Source organism: Azohydromonas lata NBRC 102462 (assembly GCF_001571085.1).
In the GTDB taxonomy this organism is placed as follows: Bacteria; Pseudomonadota; Gammaproteobacteria; order Burkholderiales; family Burkholderiaceae_C; genus Azohydromonas; species Azohydromonas lata.
In genome coordinates this window covers 1-17,356 of the sequence record NZ_BCTC01000079.1, presented here as the reverse complement: position 1 = coordinate 17,356, position 17,356 = coordinate 1, and the positions used below count along the sequence as shown (strand labels likewise).

General features: G+C 71.1%; 15 protein-coding genes. 10 read left to right on the top strand and 5 right to left on the bottom strand.

What is annotated here, in order from left to right:
* Nucleotides 1–67: 67 nt before the first annotated feature.
* A complete protein-coding gene (locus ALA01S_RS22085; RefSeq protein WP_066341119.1) occupies nucleotides 68–583 on the top strand; it encodes a TerB family tellurite resistance protein in 516 nt (171 codons plus the stop codon).
* Here the strand turns inward: ALA01S_RS22085 and ALA01S_RS22080 are convergent, their stop codons facing one another.
* On the bottom strand, nucleotides 584–1,321 hold the full coding sequence (locus tag ALA01S_RS22080) for a TetR/AcrR family transcriptional regulator (protein WP_084267812.1): 738 nt from the start codon (nucleotides 1,319–1,321) through the stop codon (nucleotides 584–586).
* 93 nt (nucleotides 1,322–1,414) lie between these two features.
* On the opposite strand from ALA01S_RS22080, the gene ALA01S_RS22075 reads away from it, so the two are divergent.
* Genes ALA01S_RS22075 through ALA01S_RS22055 form a run of 5 tightly spaced genes read left to right on the top strand, consistent with a single transcriptional unit; the run spans nucleotide 1,415 to nucleotide 8,047 of the window.
* Nucleotides 1,415–2,458, top strand: coding sequence for an HlyD family secretion protein (locus tag ALA01S_RS22075; protein WP_066341117.1), 1,044 nt, complete (start codon nucleotides 1,415–1,417; stop codon nucleotides 2,456–2,458).
* Entirely contained in the window at nucleotides 2,455–4,224 is a 1,770-nt protein-coding gene (locus tag ALA01S_RS22070; protein ID WP_066341116.1) for an ATP-binding cassette domain-containing protein, read from the top strand. Before ALA01S_RS22075 ends, ALA01S_RS22070 begins: the two co-directional genes overlap by 4 nt.
* Nucleotides 4,221–5,381, top strand: a complete 1,161-nt coding sequence (locus ALA01S_RS22065) for an ABC transporter permease (protein ID WP_066341113.1) — start codon at nucleotides 4,221–4,223, stop codon at nucleotides 5,379–5,381. The genes ALA01S_RS22070 and ALA01S_RS22065 overlap by 4 nt, the downstream gene beginning before the upstream one ends.
* 14 nt (nucleotides 5,382–5,395) lie before the next feature.
* On the top strand, nucleotides 5,396–6,517 hold the full coding sequence (locus ALA01S_RS22060; RefSeq protein WP_066341111.1) for an ABC transporter permease: 1,122 nt from the start codon (nucleotides 5,396–5,398) through the stop codon (nucleotides 6,515–6,517).
* Between the two features lie 21 nt (nucleotides 6,518–6,538).
* Complete coding sequence (locus ALA01S_RS22055) at nucleotides 6,539–8,047, top strand: efflux transporter outer membrane subunit (protein WP_066341109.1); 1,509 nt, start codon at nucleotides 6,539–6,541, stop codon at nucleotides 8,045–8,047.
* A 114-nt stretch (nucleotides 8,048–8,161) separates the two neighbouring features.
* Here ALA01S_RS22055 and ALA01S_RS22050 read toward each other — a convergent pair whose 3' ends face one another.
* The 3 genes from ALA01S_RS22050 to ALA01S_RS22040 form a co-directional block, all read right to left on the bottom strand.
* Nucleotides 8,162–9,577, bottom strand: a complete 1,416-nt coding sequence (locus ALA01S_RS22050; RefSeq protein ID WP_066341152.1) for a TAXI family TRAP transporter solute-binding subunit — start codon at nucleotides 9,575–9,577, stop codon at nucleotides 8,162–8,164.
* Between the two features lie 64 nt (nucleotides 9,578–9,641).
* A complete protein-coding gene (gene fghA, locus ALA01S_RS22045) occupies nucleotides 9,642–10,478 on the bottom strand; it encodes an S-formylglutathione hydrolase (RefSeq protein ID WP_066341107.1) in 837 nt (278 codons plus the stop codon).
* Nucleotides 10,479–10,483: 5 nt separating this feature from the next.
* Complete coding sequence (locus tag ALA01S_RS22040; RefSeq protein WP_066341105.1) at nucleotides 10,484–11,590, bottom strand: S-(hydroxymethyl)glutathione dehydrogenase/class III alcohol dehydrogenase; 1,107 nt, start codon at nucleotides 11,588–11,590, stop codon at nucleotides 10,484–10,486.
* Nucleotides 11,591–11,785: 195 nt separating this feature from the next.
* Here ALA01S_RS22040 and ALA01S_RS22035 point away from each other — a divergent pair, with 195 nt between their 5' ends.
* On the top strand, nucleotides 11,786–12,703 hold the full coding sequence (locus tag ALA01S_RS22035; RefSeq protein ID WP_066341102.1) for a LysR family transcriptional regulator: 918 nt from the start codon (nucleotides 11,786–11,788) through the stop codon (nucleotides 12,701–12,703).
* A gap of 9 nt (nucleotides 12,704–12,712) precedes the next feature.
* Here ALA01S_RS22035 and ALA01S_RS22030 read toward each other — a convergent pair whose 3' ends face one another.
* A complete protein-coding gene (locus ALA01S_RS22030; protein ID WP_066341100.1) occupies nucleotides 12,713–12,955 on the bottom strand; it encodes a glutaredoxin family protein in 243 nt (80 codons plus the stop codon).
* A gap of 180 nt (nucleotides 12,956–13,135) precedes the next feature.
* On the opposite strand from ALA01S_RS22030, the gene ALA01S_RS22025 reads away from it, so the two are divergent.
* From ALA01S_RS22025 to ALA01S_RS22015, 3 genes are all read left to right on the top strand, one after another.
* Nucleotides 13,136–13,468, top strand: a complete 333-nt coding sequence (locus tag ALA01S_RS22025; RefSeq protein ID WP_066341098.1) for a hypothetical protein — start codon at nucleotides 13,136–13,138, stop codon at nucleotides 13,466–13,468.
* A 244-nt stretch (nucleotides 13,469–13,712) separates the two neighbouring features.
* Nucleotides 13,713–15,860: a hybrid sensor histidine kinase/response regulator family protein gene (locus tag ALA01S_RS22020; protein ID WP_157119180.1), complete on the top strand. Its 2,148-nt coding sequence runs from the start codon at nucleotides 13,713–13,715 to the stop codon at nucleotides 15,858–15,860.
* 387 nt (nucleotides 15,861–16,247) lie between these two features.
* Nucleotides 16,248–17,356, top strand: a 1,109-nt coding sequence (locus ALA01S_RS22015) for an MCP four helix bundle domain-containing protein (RefSeq protein WP_238455890.1), incomplete at its 3' end; no start/stop codon positions are given.

The window sequence follows — 17,356 nt, the reverse complement described above, 5'->3', positions numbered from 1 at the left end:
CTGCCGGCAAACGGCGCGCCGTGGCCCGCACGGCGCGCTTCACCGACGATGCAAGCAAGGAGCACAGATGGGCCTGTTCGACATGTTCAAGAGCGATTCCGGCGACAAGATGACCCCCCACAAGGCGCTGGCCACCAGCCTGCTCTACATGATGGCGGCCGATGGCGAGATGGACCACGAGGAGATCGGCCACCTGCTGTCCATGCTCGGCGGCCAGGACAACGGCAACGGCACGATCGGCGTGGGCGCCCAGAATCAGGCGCTGCTGGACAGCGCGGTGAAATACCGGCGCACGCACTCCATTGACGAGTTCCTGCGCGAGGCCACGCCGGTGCTCACCGACGCGCAGCGCATGTGCGTGCTGCTCAACCTGCTGGATTCCTCGCTGTCGGACGGGCAGCCCGAGCCCGAGGAGCAGGCGCTGTTCGCCAAGTTCCTGCAGGCGTTCGACGTGTCGGAGACGCGCTTCAAGCCCTTCTTCGAAGTCATCCTGCTCAAGAACGACCGCAGCGTCTTCACGCAGGACAACCACCCCAAGAACCAGCCCGGCTACCACGTGCGCCTGAGCGTGCCGGGCGGTTGATCAGGCAACGGGCGGGCGCGCGACCGCAGCGCGCAGCCCGCCCAACGCGAATATCCAGAACTGTTCGGCCAGGACGGCCGCGTCCTGCCGGAACAGCGGCTGCACCGGCGTGGCGCGCTCGCGCCCGGCCACCAGCAGCATCAGGCACGGGGCGATCACGCCCAGCACCAGCGCCGGCAGCCGCGCGTCGCCCGGCAATACGCCGGTGATCTCGCTCACCACCGCCGACAGCAGCTCGAACTTGGGCTGCGCCTCCTCGCGGACGAACTGCTCCCACAGCGGCGAGGGTGCCAGCAGCTCGCGCGCCCACACGCGCATGGGCCAGTTGCCCGCGTCGGCCAGCACGTGGCCCATCAGCTCGCGCAGGAAAGCGCGCAGCTTTTCCTCCGGCGGCAGCCCGCTGCGGGCCAGCTCCCGCAGGAAAGCCAGGCTCACGATGCGCTGGTGCACCTCGCGCAGCACCTCCAGGTACAGCCCGTCGCGGCTGCCGAAGTGGTAGTTGACCGCCGCCATGTTCACGCCCGCGCGCTCGCAGATGGCCTTGCCCGTCGTGTCGGCGTAGCCGCGCTCCGCGAACAGCGCTCCCGCCGTCTCCACCAGCCCCGCACGCGTGACCGCACCGTCCGTGCGCGCCTTGCGCTCCAGCCGCGCGGCCTCGGCGCGTGTCTTGCGCGCCGCTTGGGCCGCGGCCTTGCGCGGCGGCCGCGGCGGCGTTGCAGAAGTCGTTGAAGAAGCCATGACGAAAACCAAACCGTAAACGTCCGGCACTTTAATTCAAATGCAAATTTGAATTAGACTTTTCGCGTTGGTGTCCACCCTGATCCTGTTGCCATGGCCAAGAAGAAAGCTGCCTTGCTGGTGCTCTTGTTGCTGCTGCTCCTCGCGGGCGTGCTGGCGTGGCGGCAGGCCCGCGCGCCAGCGGATACGTCCGCGCTCACGCTGCACGGCAACGTGGACATACGCCAGGTGTCTCTCGCCTTCCAGAGCAGCGAGCGCGTGGCCGAGATGCGCGTGGAGGAGGGCGACGTGGTGCAGGGCGGCCAGGTGCTGGCCGTGCTGGAGACGCGCACCGCGGCGCTGCGGCTGCAGCAGGCGCAGGCGCAGGTAGGGGTGCTGGAGCAGGGGTTGCTGGCGCTGCGCCACGGCAGCCGGCCGGAAGAGATCTCGCAGGCCGGTGCGCAGGTGGCCGCCGCGCAGGCCGAGGCCGAGCGCGCGCGGCTGCAAGTGCAGCGGCTCGAAGGCGCCGCCGCCGCCACCGAGGGCCGCGGCGTGAGCCCGCAGGATCTGGACAACGCCCGCGCCCAGGCGCGCGTGGCCCAGGCGCGGCTGGACGCGGCGCGCCAGGCCGAGCGCCTCACGCGCGTGGGCCCGCGCACCGAGGACATCGCCCGCGCCGAGGCGCAGTTGCGCGCCGCGCAGGCCGAGGCCGCGCTGCTGTTGCACCAGATCGAGCTGGCCGAGCTGAAGGCGCCGCGCGCGGCCGTCGTGCGTGCGCGGCTGCTGGAGCCGGGCGACATGGCCTCGCCCTCGCGCCCGGCCTACACGCTGGCCCTCACCGACCCCAAGTGGGTGCGCGCCTACGTCGGCGAGCCGCAGCTCGGCCGCCTGCGCCCCGGCATGGCCGCCAGCGTCAGCACCGACGCCGCGCCCGCGCAGCCGGTGGCCGGCCGCATCGGCTTCATCTCCTCGGTGGCCGAGTTCACGCCCAAGGCCGTGCAGACCGAGGAGCTGCGCACGGACCTCGTCTATGAGATCCGCGTGCTGGTGGACGACCCGCAGGACCGCCTGCGCCTGGGCATGCCCGCCACCGTGCGCATTCCTTTGGACGAGACCGCCGCCGCGCCTGCCCAAGCCGCGTCCAAGGCCTCGCAATGAGTGCCGGCGCCCCGGCCGTCCAGGCGCGCGGCCTCTGTAAGAGCTTCGAGGACCGCGCCGCGCGGCGCACCGTGCACGCGCTCTCCGGCGTGACGCTGGAGGTGGCCCATGGCGCCATCACGGCGCTGGTCGGCCCGGACGGGGCCGGCAAGACCACCTTCATGCGCCTGGTGGCCGGGCTCATGCGAGCGCAGGCCGGCGAGCTGCGCGTGCTGGGCCTGGACGTGGCGGCCGATGCGCAGGCGGTGCAGGACCGCATCAGCTACATGCCGCAGCGCTTCGGCCTCTACGAGGATCTGAGCGTCCAGGAGAACCTGGACCTCTATGCCGACCTGCACGCCGTGCCGCGCGACGAGCGCCGCCGCCGCTTCGACGAGCTGCTGCACATGACGGACCTGGCGCGCTTCACCACGCGCCCCGCCGGAAAGCTCTCCGGCGGCATGAAGCAGAAGCTGGGGCTGGCCTGCACGCTGGTCCGCTCGCCGGAGCTGCTGCTGCTGGACGAGCCCACGGTGGGCGTGGACCCGCTGTCGCGGCGCGAGCTGTGGGACATCGTGCAGCGGCTGGTGGAGCGGGAGCGGCTGTCGGTGCTGCTGGCCACCTCCTACATGGACGAGGCCGAGCGCTGCAGCCAGGTGCACGTGCTGCACGAGGGGCGGCTGCTGGCCGCGGGCAGCCCCGAGGCCTTGCGTGCCCCGGCGCAGGGCCTGTGCGCCATCGCCACGCCCGCCGCGGGCGAGCCGGCGCGCACGCTGCAGGCGCGGCTGCTGGATCGGGCCGACCGGGTGGTGGACGCGGTGCCGCAGGGCGGGGAAGTGCGGCTCATCCACCGTCCCGGCGTGGACGCCGCCGCGCTGGGCTTGTCGCCTGCTCAGCTTCGCCCCGTGCCGCCCCGGCTCGAAGACGGTTTCATGCGGCTGCTGCGCGAGCGCGGCGATGGGCAGACCGGGGCCGATGCGGTTGCGATGGAAACCTGCGCCGCCCCGGCGTCGCCGCGTGGTGACGGTCAGCCCGCCATCGAGGTGCAGGACCTCGTGCGCCGCTTCGGCGACTTCGTGGCCGTGGACCGCACCACCTTCAGCGTGCGGCACGGCGAAATCTTCGGACTGCTGGGCCCAAACGGCGCGGGCAAGACGACGACCTTCCGCATGCTCTGCGGCCTGCTGCCCGCCAGCAGCGGGCTGGCGCGCGTGGCCGGGCTGGATCTGCGCCGCGCCCGCGCCGCGGCGCGCCAGCGCATCGGCTACGTGGCGCAGAAGTTTTCGCTCTACGCCAACCTGTCCGTGCACGAGAACCTGCGCTTCTTCGGCGGCGCCTACGGGCTGCACGGGCGGCGCTTGCAGCAGCGCATGGACGCGGTGCTGGGCCAGTTCCAGTTGTGCGGCCTGGAGGCGCAGCCCGCCGGCCAGTTGCCCGGCGGCGTGCGCCAGCGGCTGGCCATGGCGGTTGGGCTGCTGCACGAGCCGGAAATCCTGTTCCTGGACGAGCCCACCAGCGGCGCCGACCCGCTGGCGCGCCGCGGCTTCTGGCGCCGCATCACGGCGCTGGCGGCCACGGGCATCACCGTGGTCGTGACCACGCACTTCATGGAAGAGGCCGAGTACTGCGACCGCATCGTCATCCAGGACGGCGGCCGGCTGCTGGCCCTGGGCACGCCGGCCGAGGTCCGCCGCCAGGCCGGCGAGACGTCCGCGCGCCGCCTGGACATGGAGCAGGCTTTCATCAGCATCGTCGAGAACGCCCGCGCGCTGAAAGAAACGGCATGAGCGCGGCGCCCAAAGCTTCGCCCTCCAACGGCGGCCGCGACGGTTCCATCCGCCGCCTGCGCTCGCTCGTGCGCAAGGAATTCCGCCAACTGCTGCGCGACCGCAGCAACCTGCTCGTTGGGTTGGGTTTGCCCATCGTGCTGATCCTCATCTTCGGCTACGGCCTGACGCTGGACGTGCGCAACGCCCGCCTGGTGCTGGCACTGGAGGACGCCTCGCCCGCGGCGCATGACATGGCCGCCGCCTTCGACGGCTCGCGCTTCATGTCCGCCGTGCGCACGCGCTCGCTGGCCGAGGCGAAGGCAATTTTTGAAGCCCACGAGGCCGATGCCCTGGTGCACCTGCCCGCTGATTTCTCCCGGCGCCTGGCTGCCGGCGACGCGCAGCTCTTCGTGCTGCTGCAGGGCGGCGACCCCATACGCGCCTCCGCCCTGCGCGGCTACGTCGAGGGTGCCGTGGCTGTGTGGGCGCAGAAGCGGCAGGACCGCCTGGGTGGCCGGCCCGGCAACGCCGGTGTCGTCGTGGTGGACCGCCTCTGGTTCAACGCGGCCAACAACAGCACCTGGTACCTGGTGCCGGGCCTGATCGTCTTGATCATGACCCTGGTAGGCACCTTCCTCACCGCGCTGGTCATGGCGCGCGAGTGGGAGCGCGGCACGCTGGAAGCCCTGTTCGTCACGCCGGTGCGGCCCACGGAAGTGCTGCTGGCCAAGACCATCACCTACTTCGTGGTTGGGCTCTTTGGCCTGGCGCTGTGCCTGGTGGCGGCGCGTGGCCTGTTCGGCGTGCCGCTGTACGGGTCGCTGCTCGTCCTGCTCGTGGCCGGCATGCTCTACATGGTGGTGTCGCTGGGCATCGGCCTGCTGATCTCGGCCTTCACCAAGAACCAGTTCGTGGCCAGCCAGATCGCCATCCTCGCCAGCTTCATGCCGGCGCTCATGCTTTCCGGCTTCGTCTTCGACCTGCGTAACGTGCCGCTGGCCGTGCGCATCGCCGGCCACGTGCTGCCGGCCACCTACTTCATGGAGCTGGTGAAGACGCTGTTCCTGGCCGGCGACCAGTGGGCGCTGATCGCCAAGGACGGTGCCATCCTGGCCGCCTACGCCGTGGGCCTGCTGGCGCTGGCACGCGCCGTCACGCGCAAGCGGCTGGACTGAAGGGAGCGCCGGACATGCTTGCCGCTTTCATGGACGGGCTGCGCCGCCTGCTCAACCTGTGCAGGAAAGAATTCCTTGCCGTGGTGCAGGACCCTGCCAGCCGCGTGGTGCTCGTCGTTCCCGTCATCCTGCAAAGCCTGCTCTTCGGCTATGGCGCGACCTTCGACCTGACCAACGTGCCCTACGCCGTGCTGGACCAGAGCCGCGGCGAGGCTTCGATGAGACTGCTGGCGCGGCTGGACGGCACGGGTGCCTTCCACCGCGTGGCCACGCTGCAGGCGCCGCGCCAGATCGCGCAGGTGGTCGATGCCGGGGATGCGCTGCTGGTGCTGCACTTCCCGGCCGACTTCGAATCGCGCCTGGCCGCCGGCCAGGCGGCGCCGCTGCAGTTGATCCTGGACGGGCGCAACTCCACCACGGCGGGCAACGCGGCGGCGCAGGTGCGCGCCATCGTGGCCGACTTCAACGCCGGCCTGCCCGGCGCCGCGCCGCCGCCGGTGAGCGTGGTCTCGCGCGCCTGGTTCAACCCCAACCTGGAGACGCGCTGGAACATCATGCCGGGGCTGATCGCCTCGCTGAGCATGCTGCAGGTGATGATGCTGTCGGCCCTGTCGGTGGCGCGTGAGCGCGAGCAGGGCACCTTCGACCAGCTCCTGGTCACGCCCTGCACGCCGGGGATGATCATGGTGGGCAAGGCGCTGCCGTCCATGGCCATCGGCCTGCTGCAGTCCACGCTCATCCTGTTGGTCACGCGCTTCTGGTTCCACGTGCCCATGGCCGGCAGCGCGCCGGCGCTGCTGCTCGGGTTGCTGCTGTTCACGCTGGCGGTGGTGGGCATGGGCCTGTCCATCTCGGCCCTCTCGGCCAACATGCAGCAGGCCATGCTCTACACCTTCGTCCTGCTCATGCCGCTGGTGCTGCTGTCGGGCCTCGCCACGCCGGTGCACAACATGCCGCAGGCCTTCCAGATCGCCACGTACGTGAACCCGCTGCGCTTTGCCATCGACCTCGTGCGCCGCGTCTACCTGGAGGGCGCGACGCTCACCCAGGTCTGGCAGGACCTGCTCCCCTTCCTGGGCGTCGCCGCCATCACGCTGCCGCTGGCGGGCTGGCTGTTCCGCAACCGCCTCGTCTGAGCGACTGAAGAAGAGAAGGCCATGAAGATTGCCCGCTCAACCCTCCGTCCGTCCCGCCGCGCCTGGCTGGCCGTGGCTGCCGCGCTGGCGCTGGCCGGCTGCGCCGCGGTGGGGCCTGACTTCGAGCCGCCCGCGCCGCCGGCCCCGCAGCAGCGGCCCAGCAGCGCGCCGGAGCTGCTCGCCGGCCTGCCCGTGAATGAAGACGCGCTGCCGCAGCGCTGGTGGATGGTGTTCGGCGATCCGGCGCTGGATGCGCTGCAGGACCGCCTGCTGGCCGGCAGCCACGACCTGCGCAGCGCCGCGCTGCGCTTTGCGCAAAGCCGGCTGCAGCAGGCGGTGGTGGCCTCGCAGGCCGCGCCGCACGTGGACGCCAGCGCACGCGCCACGCGCCAGCGCCAGAGCGAAAGCGGCGCCGAGACGCGGCTGGTGCAGGCCCTAGGCGGCGCCAACCGCGCGGCGCTCACCGAGGTGCTCGCGTCGCCCTTTCCGCTGTATCAGGCGGGGTTCGATGCGTCCTGGGAGCTGGATTTATGGGGGCGGGTGCGGCGCAGCATCGAGTCCGCCGACGCGGGCGTGGAGGGCGCGTCGGCGCTGCTGGCGCAAACGCGCCTGGCCCTGGGCAGCGAGCTGGCGCGCGCGTATTTCCAATGGCGGCTGGCGCAGCGCCAGCAGGCCTTGCTGGCCGAGCAGGTGGCCGCCGCCCGCGACGTGCTGGGCCTGCTGCAGGCGCAGGCTGCGGCCGGGCTGATGGCCGAGGACGAGCCCTTGGCGCAGCGCACCCGCGTGGCCGAGCTGCAGGCGGCGCAGGCGCCGCTGCGCGCGCGCGAGGCGGCCCTGGCGAACCAGATCGCCACGCTCACCGGCGGGCTGCCCGGCAGCCTGGGTGACGCGCTGGCGCCGCTGCCGCTGCCCGCCGTGGATGCGGCGCCCGCGCTGCCGGACCTGTCGCTGGGCCTGCCTTCCGAGCTGGCCCGCCGCCGCCCGGACGTGCGCGCGGCCGAGGCGCAGTTGCATGCCGCCACGGCCGACATCGGCGTGGCCGTGGCCGACCTGTACCCGCGCATCGCGTTGGGCGCCAGCGTGGGCCTGCAAAGCGTGGAAGCCGGCCGCTTTGGCGACTGGGGCTCGCGCACCTGGCAGGTCGGCCCCGTGCTGAGCCTGCCGCTGTTCGACCGGGGCCGCCGCCGCGCCACGGTGGAGCTGCGCCGGCTGCAGCAGCAGCAGGCCGCGGTGGCCTACCAGCAGGCCGTGCTGAAGGCCTGGCAGGAGGTGGACGACACGCTGCTGGACTACGCCGCCGAGCGCCGCCGCCACGCCGAGCTGGCGGCCCGGCTGGACGACCGCCGCGCCGCCTGGGCCCTGGCCCAGGGCCGCCGCGCCCATGGCCTGGGCAGTGAACTGGCGCCGCTGCAGGCCCGGCTGGCCTACCTGCAGGCGAGCGCCGACCTGGCCGAGAGCCGGGCGCGGCTGCACACGGGGCTGGTGGCGGTGTTCAAGGCGGTGGGGGGCGGGGTGGAAAGCGGCTCGTAGGCCGGCCCGGCGTGGCCCCCTGAACGTGGTGTTAGACGGTCTAACACCCCCGTTGGGCGCGGCCGGTCCGTGCGCTGCAGGCCGCGGAACCCGCCGCAGCGGGCGCGCGCCGCCTCAATGCACCAGCTGCCGCGCCGGCACTTCGGGGCCGTGCTTCTCGTCCGCCGCCGCGGTCGTCGCCGGCAGCCGCTCGCGCAAGCGCCGGCGGACGAGCTGGATGTGGCTGCGCAGGTCGTAGAGCTGGTCGGCGTAGGACAGGGGGATCTGCACGCGGCCCACGCGGGCCTCGATGTCCTCCAGCTCGCGCAGCAGCTCCAGCGCCGGGCGGCGCTCCACCGCCTCCTCCACGACGCGCAACTGCCCGTACCAGCGGAACACGCGCGAGCGCACGCGGAACTGGTAGAGCGGCGGAACGACCTTGGACAGCGGCAGCAGCACCGCCACGATGGCCACCAGCGCAAACCACATCCGGTCCAGCAGATTGGCCAGCCAGAAGGGCAGGTAGCGCTGCAGCCACGGCGTGCCCGTCTTGTAGAAGCGCTGCGCCTCGGCCGCCAGCGGCCACTCGGTGTTCTGCGCGCTGGGAAAGTCGCCCTTGTGCTGGAACCAGCCCGGCTGCCCGTGCACCTGCTGCGCGGCCTGGACGAAAAGCTGCATCAGCGCCGGGTGCAGCGACTCGCGCGCCACCAGCGTGGCCGTGGGGGCGATGAGATGCACGTCCTGCGCCGGCGTGTCGCTGGCCAGGTCGGCCACGCCGCGCGGCAGCACCACGTGGCTGATGAACGGGAAGCGCCGCGCGTAGGCCTCGGCCTGCGACAGGCTGGCCAGCCGGATGCCCGGCGTGCGCAGCAGCATCTGCACCATGTGCGATTCCGGCGCCGAGGCCATCACCAGCGCGTCCACCCGCCCCGCCAGCAGCTCGACCACGGCCGGCGTGAGCGGCTGCTTCCCCAGCGTGAGCGCCGAGGGCGCCACGCCGTTGGCCTGCAGCAGCCGCTCCATCAGCGGCGGCACGCCGCTGCCGGGGGCGCCGACGTTGAGCTTCCAGCCCGCCAACTGCGCCAGGCTGGTGAGCGCGGGCGGCTCGGCGGCGCCGGACGCGGCACGTGCCGGCTTGGGCAGCAGCCGCCGCGCCGAGTCGTCGCGGTAGAACAGCCACAGCGGCTCGTAGAACACGCTGCCCAGGGACAGCAGCCCGTCGTCCTGCACGTCGGCCGCGCCGCCCTGCGCGAAGCCGATGTCCACGCCGGAATCCGGATCGCGCAACAGCGCGGCGTTCTCGGCCGCCCCCTGCGTGGTGCGTATCTCCACCCGTATGCCGTGCTTCTCCAGCAGCGCCGCGTAGCGGTGGCCGAACTCGGTGTAGGCGCCCTGCGGGGCGCCGGTGGCCAGCGTCACGTGGCGCGGCGGCGTCGGGTCCAGCACCCAGTACGCCAGCGCCAGCAGCAGCAGGCCCAGCAGCAGGAAGGGCCCGGCCGTGATGGCCAGGTCGCGAAGCGTCAATAGCGAGTTCTTGAGGGCAGCGGACATGGGCGCCACCATACCCGGCCGCGTGCCCGCGCCGCCGGCGGCGGGCGGGCAGGCCGCTCACGCGCTAGGCCAGCAGCGTGGCCGCGTGGTGGCGCAGGTGGTCTTCCACGAAGCTGGCGATGAAGTAGTAGCCGTGGTCGTAGCCCTCGTGGCGGCGCAGCGTCAGCGGCTGGCCGGCTTGGGCGCAGGCGGCTTCGAACAGGTGCGGGTGCAGTTGCTCGGCCAGGAATTTGTCGGCCAAACCCTGGTCGATGAGCAGGGGCGGCAGCCGCCCGCCCGCGGCGATCAGCTCCGTGGCGTCGTGCGCCGCCCAATCGGCGCGGTTGCTGCCCAGGTAGCCGGTGAAGGCCTTTTCGCCCCACGGGCAGCGCGAGGGCGCCGCGATGGGCGCGAAGGCCGACACGCTCTGGTAGCGCCCCGGGTGGCGCAGCGCCAGCGTCAGCGCGCCGTGGCCGCCCATGGAGTGGCCGAACAGGCCCACGCGGTCGTCGCGCGCGGGGAAGTGGGCGGCCACGAGCTCGCGCAGCTCGCGCGTCACCCAGCTCTCCATGCGAAAGCGCGCGGACCAGGGCGATTGCGTGGCGTCGAGGTAGAAGCCGGCGCCGTGGCCGAAGTCCCAGGCCGCGTCGGCGCCTTCGATGCCGGTGTCGCGCGGGCTGGTGTCCGGCGTCACCAGCATCAGGCCCAGCTCCGCGGCCACGCGCTGCGCGCCGGCCTTGATGGCGAAGGTTTCCTCCGTGCAGGTCAACCCGGCCAGGTAGTACAGCACCGGCACTGGGCCGTTCTTGGCCTGCGGCGGCACGTACACGCCGAACTTCATGGGCGCGCCGATGACGGCCGAGTCGTGCTTGTAGAAGCCCTGGGTGCCGCCGAAGCAGCCGTGTTCGCTGAGCGTCTGCATGGCGCTCAGAACTCGACGACCGAGCGGATGGACTCGCCGCGCTTCATCAAGCTGAAGCCCTCGTTGATGTCTTCGAGCTTGAGCTTGTGGGTGATGAGGCTGTCGATGTCGATCTTGCCTTCCATGTACCAGTCCACGATCTTGGGCACGTCGGTGCGGCCGCGCGCGCCGCCGAAGGCTGAGCCTTCCCACTTGCGCCCGGTGACGAGCTGGAAGGGCCGCGTGGAGATTTCCGCCCCGGCCTCGGCCACGCCGATGATGAGGCTGCGCCCCCAGCCCTTGTGCGTGCACTCCAGCGCCTGGCGCATGGTGGTGGTGTTGCCTATGCACTCGAAGCTGTAGTCGGCGCCGCCGTCGGTGAGCTGGACGATGGCGTCCACCACGTTGCCCACGTCCTTGGGGTTGATGAAGTGCGTCATGCCGAACTTGCGCGCCATTTCCTGGCGCCCGGGGTTCAGGTCCACGCCGATGATCTTGTCCGCGCCCACCATGCGCGCGCCCTGGATCACGTTCAGGCCGATGCCGCCCAAGCCGAACACGACCACGTTGGCGCCCGCTTCCACCTTGGCGTTGAAGAGCACGGCGCCCAGCCCCGTGGTGACGCCGCAGCCGATGTAGCAGACCTTGTCGAAAGGCGCGTCGGGGCGGATCTTGGCCAGTGCGATCTCGGGCACCACGATGTGGTTGGCGAAGGTGGAGGTGCCCATGTAGTGGAGGATGGGCTTGCCGTCGAGGGAGAAGCGGCTGGAGCCGTCGGGCATCAGGCCCTTGCCCTGCGTGGAGCGGATGGCCTGGCACAGGTTGGTCTTGCGCGAGAGGCAGAACTTGCACTGGCGGCATTCCGGCGTGTAGAGCGGAATGACGTGGTCGCCGGGGCGCAGGCTGGTCACGCCCGCACCCACTTCCATCACCACGCCCGCGCCCTCGTGGCCGAGGATGGCGGGGAACAGGCCTTCCGGATCGGCGCCGGAGAGGGTGTAGTAGTCGGTGTGGCAGATGCCGGTGGCCTTGACCTCCACCAGCACCTCGCCGGCGCGCGGGCCTTCCAGGTCCACGGTCTCGATGGTGAGCGGTTCTCCGGCCTTCCAGGCCACGGCGGCGCGAGTCTTCATAGCGGGGTGCTTCCTTGTTCGGGGTTGGGCCGCGACGCGGCGGACGCCGCCGCTTGCCTGGGCAAGGCGGGCCACGTCGTCGGGGACGGCGGCCCATTGTTCGAGACCAGGGCCCGCCTGTAAATGGAAGAATGGCGACTTCAGAATTCCTCAGGCTGGAACAATCCGGCGCAAGCGCCCAGGGGCGGAAACAAGGTGTCGAATCAACTGGAGCTGCTGCGCATCTTTCTCACGGCGGCCGAGTGCGGGAGCTTTCGCGAAGCGGCGCTGCGCTTGGGCGGTTCGCCGCAGACGGTGACGCGCGCCGTCAAGGAGCTGGAGGAGCACTTCGGCGAGCTGCTGTTTCACCGCAGCACGCGGCAGGTGCGCATCACGGCCTTCGGCGAGCAGCTCGCGGCGCGCTCGCGCCCGCTGCTGGCGGACGTGGAAAGCCTGTTCAGCACGCCGGGGCGGGTGCCGGCGGCCTCGCAACTGGCGGGGCGGGTGCGCATCACGGCGCCGCGCGTGCTGGGCCGCGGCGCGCTGGTGCCGGCGCTGGCGGGGCTGGCGGCGCAGCACCCGGGGCTGGCGCTGGACGTGCGGCTGTCGGACGTGTTCGCCGATGTGGTGGACGAACAGATCGACGTGGGCGTGCGCATCGGCTTTCTGCGCGACAGCCGCCTGGTGGCGCGCAAGGCCGGCGAGGTGGCCTTTGCGCTGGTGGCCACGCCGGCGCTGGTGCGGCGCCTGGGCGCGCCGCAGCGGCTGGAGGATTTGTCGGCGCTGCCGGTCACGGCCCTGCTGGACCCCAACACGGGCCGCACCTGGAGCTGGTACTTCGCCGGCGGGCGGCAGTTCACGCCGGGCAGCGACACCTTCGTGACCGACGACCCGGACGCGGAAGTGGGCGCCATCCTGGCCGGGCTGGCCGTGGGCCAGTTGCCGGACTACCTCGCGGCGCCGCTGCTGCGCTCAGGCGCGCTGGTGGCGCTGCTGCCGCAGCTCGCGCCGCCGCCCTGGGACGTATGGGTGTACCGGCCGCAGCGCGGCCCGGTGCCCGCGCGGGTGCGGCTGGTGTTCGACCACATCGTGGCCGCCGTGGCCGATCACGGCCGCGCGCTGCGCGAGGGCTGAAGGCCGCCTTCAGCGGCCGAGCTGCGCCAGCGCGGCCTGCAGGCCGGCCACGCCGCCCACGCGCTGGTCGTTGATGAAGATCTGCGGCATCTGCCGCACGGACGGGCCGCAGCGCTCGTAGAAGGCCAGGCGCTGCGCCTCGTCGTCGATCTGTATGACCTCGAAGGGCAGGCCCTTGCTCTGCAGCAGCTTCTTGGCGGTGTCGCACTGGGGGCAGGCGCTCTTGCTGTAGACGACGATCTTCAGGTTCATGGTGCGGGGGGTGGACGCGGAAAAAGGCGGCGAGTATCCCAGCTCCGGCGCGCGCGCAGACCGGCCTGGGCTGCCTAAAGTCGCAGTGCGCGGGGTGGCGAGAAGCCGTGCCGCTGGGCGTGGCGCTCTGGTGGGGCGAAAATACGCGTTTTGAGTCCGGACACCGACGTTTCCTCATCCATGAAGCAGAACCAAGCGCCCGCCGCGCCCGCCCCCGCCGCCGAGCAGCGCGGCCCCAAGAAGCAAGCGATGGAATCGTCGCTGGCCGCCGCCTTCGACCGCATGGCCCAAAAGAGCGGCTTCGACAACTGGAAGCAGCTCGACCGCGAACAGCCCCTGCCCAAGCGCGAGGCTGCGCCCAACCCCCGCTCCAACCCCGACCACAAGCCCGAGCCGCCCAAGATTTCCGGCAAGCAACTGGCCACGGGCCAGAGCGGGGACGTGTCGTTCTCCGACTTCATGAAGGGCACGCAGCCCCTGGGCCCCACGCCCAAGGCCCCGGCCAAGAAGTAAGCCGAGGCCGGCGCCCGCCGCCCCTGCGCGGCGGCAGCGCCGCGCGGCGCGCCTTGAGCCGCCGCTCCACGCGCTCCAGGCGCGGCGCAATGACCTGCGCCATGCGCTGCAGCCGCGCGCGGCCCCCGAAGTTCCACTGTCGCTCCGGCCCGTTGGGCGGCTAAAGTGACCGCCCCGTGCTCGTGCATGCGGCGCCTTGGCGTACAGATGCACCGAGCGGTTCACCCTGCGCCACGGAGCCGTGATGCCCGTAACCGCGTCTCTTGCCGCCGCCCGCTGGTCCCGCGTGGCCTTGCTGGGCTCCATCCTCGTCCCGGCACTGCTGTTCGTGGCCGTGGCTCACTTTCGCTACGGCGAAAGCTTCAAGGAGGCGCAGCACCGCGCCGCGCTGGCCGCGCACGTGGTGCAGGAGCACGCCGCGCGCGTGGCCGAGACCAACGACGTGCTGGCCCGGCTGGCGCTGGCCGCGGTGGCGGGTTTGTCCAACGAGGAGATCGCCGCGCGGCGCACGGCGCTGCACCAGCAGTTGAAGGCCGGCACACGCGGCCTGGGACAACTGCAGTCGCTGTGGCTGTGGGACGAGCGCGGCGCGCCGCTGGTCAGCAGCCGCGTGGCCGTGCCGCCGGCCTGGCTCAATGTGGCCGACCGCGAATACTTCGATTGGGCGCGCGATTCGGCCGAGGCGCGCGAGGGCCGCTGGTTCGTGTCGCGGCCGCTGGTGAGCCGCACCACCGGCGAGCCCTTTTTCGACTTCACCCTGCGCCGCCAGGACGCGCAGGGCCGCTTCCAGGGCGTGCTGTCGGTGTCGCTCTACCCGGACTACTTCAAGTCCTTCTACGAGGAGATCGCCCGCGGCCAGCCCGGGCTGAGCATCGCGCTGCTGCGTGCCGACGGCGCCGTCATCGCGCGGCTGCCCGCCGTGCCGCTGGGCACGGCGCTGCAGGCCGAAAGCCGGCTGCTGGCGCCCATGCGCGCCGGTGCCGAGAAGGGCACCCTGGCCGGCACGTCCACCATCGACCAGGTGCCTCGCCAGCTCGCCTTCCGCCGCGTCGGCGAGCTGCCGCTGTACGTGGTGGCGGCCTTCGACGACGCCATCGTCGTCGCCGCCTGGCGGCGCGAGATGGCGCTGCTGGCGGCCTTCCTGCTGCCGCTGGCCCTGGGCCTGGCCGCCGTGAGCTGGCGCGCCGCGCGCGGCCGCGGCCGCGAGGCGCGCGCCGTGCAGGCGCTGCAGGACGAGGTGCGCCAGCGCATCCGTGCCGAGACGGCGCTCGTGCAGGCGCAAAAGCTGGAGGCCCTGGGCCACATCACCGGCGGCGTGGCCCACGACTTCAACAACCTGCTGATGGTGGTGCACACCAACAACCAGCTCGTCCGCCGCCTGCTGGCGGTGGGCCAGTCGCCGGACAACGCGTTGTCGGCCATAGACCGCGCCGTCACCACCGGCGCGCAGCTCACGCGGCAGTTGCTCACCTTCGCGCGGCGCCAGCCGCTGCAGGTCATCTCCATACGGCTGCGCGACGCACTGCCGCCGCTGCTGAGCCTCATCCAGACCTCGGTGGGCCGCCCGGTGCAGGTCAGCGGCAACGTGGGCGCCGACGTGGGCTGCGTGTTGGCCGACCGCGCGGAGCTGGAGCTGGCGCTGATCAACCTGGCGCTCAACGCCCGCGACGCCATGCCGCAGGGCGGGCGGCTGTTGGTGAACGTCACGCGCCAGGCGGGCGGCCAGGGGGCGTCGCCGCGCGTGGCCATCACGGTGTCGGACAGCGGCAGCGGCATCCCGGCCGAGCTGCGCGACCGCGTCTTCGAGCCCTTCTTCACCTCCAAGCCGCCGGGGCAGGGCACCGGGCTGGGCCTGGCGCAGGTCTACGGCTTCGCCACGCAGGCCGGCGGCAGCGTGCAGCTCGACAGCGAGCCGGGGGAAGGCACTTCCGTGACCATCTACCTGCCCGCGGCCGACGACAGCGCCGAGCCGCCGGCCGACGAGCCACAAACCCTGCCCTCGCTCAGCGGCACCGTGCTGCTGGTGGAGGACAACGACGAGATCGCCAGCGCCCTGGCGCCGCTGCTGCAGCAAAGCGGCGCACGCGTGCTGCGCGCGGGCGACGCGCAGGCCGCGCTGCGCGAGCTGGCGCAGCCGCAGGCGCGCGTGGACGTGGTGCTCAGCGACATCGTCATGCCCGGAGCGCTCAACGGGCTGGACCTGGCGCTGCAACTGCAGCGCACGCACCCCTTGCTGCCCATCGTCCTGATGACGGGCTACACCTCCCAGCTGCACAAGGCGCTCAGCCACGGCTTTCAGGTGCTCCCCAAACCCTGCTCGCCCGTGGCGCTGTGCCGGGCACTGGCCGACGCGGCGCACCGGCACCCCGCAGACGTCTCGGTGCAGGATTGACTCGCGTGCCAAATGCACGCTTTGTTCAGGACAAATATATGCAAATATGTTTCTCTTGATGGCGCGCAAATTTATATTGAATGTTCTGGGTAACCCGTGGGGCCATGTTCCCTGGAAAGCCCTCCATCACAAATCTGCCACAATTTGCGTCAGTTTCGTGTCAGCTCTGTATCTACACGGCTAGGACATATTTTGTCCAGCGGCATGCTTGACAGTGCTGTAACAGATCCAAATCGTGCTTTCGTCATGCTTTCAACATCTCGTGGTGAATGGGTTGTTGCCCAATTATCGGAGATGCGGGCTGCTTGATAAGTGGCCACTCGATGGCATTTCATGTCCGGAAAACATGAAATTCCGATAACGAGCCCATAAAACCATTCACGCATCATGACGCAGCACACTCGACTGGGCACTTCAGCCCGCCTGGCTCTGGCTTTTGGTACCGTGGCCGCTATTGGCCTGGGTATTTCTGCCTATTCCTTGTCCACCATGAAAAGCCTGGATGGAAAAGTCGATGAGCTGGCCCACAACCGGCTGGTCAAAATTGCCGAGTTCAGCGAGATGCTGGACAATTTCGACGGCGTGGCGCGCTCTGCCCGCAATTATTTGATCAGCGACGACAAGAATTTTCAGGCCGGTGAGCGGGAAAAGATCAGGCATTACCGCGAAAAGAATGCGGCCCTGCTGGTCGAGTTTGACAAAGTCATCGTCATACCGCGAGGCAAGGAACTGCTGAAAACCATTGAGGACAACCGGGGGCAGTTTGTCACTGCCGTGGACAAGGCCCTCGAATTGGCCGACCAGGGCAACAAGGCCGAGGCCGGCAAGCAGTTGCTTGGGCCCGCGCGCGAGTTGCAGCACGTCATCTTCAAGGCGGTCATGGAGTCGCGCGACATGCAGCAGGACATGGCCAAGGAGCTGGCCCGCGAATCCGAAGCCACCGTGCAGACGGCCATGAGCGTCATGGGCGTGCTGGCGCTGCTCATGGCCGTGATCGGCGGCGCGGTGGCCTGGGTGACGGCCCGCGGCCTGCGCAAGGCGCTGGGTGCGGAGCCGGCGGAGCTGGCCGACATCGTGAACCGCGTGGCCGACAGCGACCTGAGCCAGCCGCTGAGCGTGCCGCCGGACGCGCCGGCCAGCGTGATGGCCGCCGTGGCGCGCATGCAATCGTCACTGTCGCAGGTGGTGGCTACCGTGCGGCAGGGCGCGGAAAGCGTGGCCTCGGCCAGCTCGCAGATCGCCCATGGCAACCAGGACCTGAGCCAGCGCACCGAGGAGCAGGCCTCGGCGCTGCAGCAGACCGCCGCCGCCATGGACGAGCTGGGCAGCACCGTGCGCCACAACGCCGACAACGCCGGCCAGGCCGACCAGCTGGCCCAGGGCGCCTCGTCCGTGGCGGTCCGGGGCGGCTCGGTCGTGCAGCAGGTGGTGAACACCATGCAAGGCATGGAGGAGAGCTCGCGCAAGATCTCCGACATCATCGGCACCATCGACGG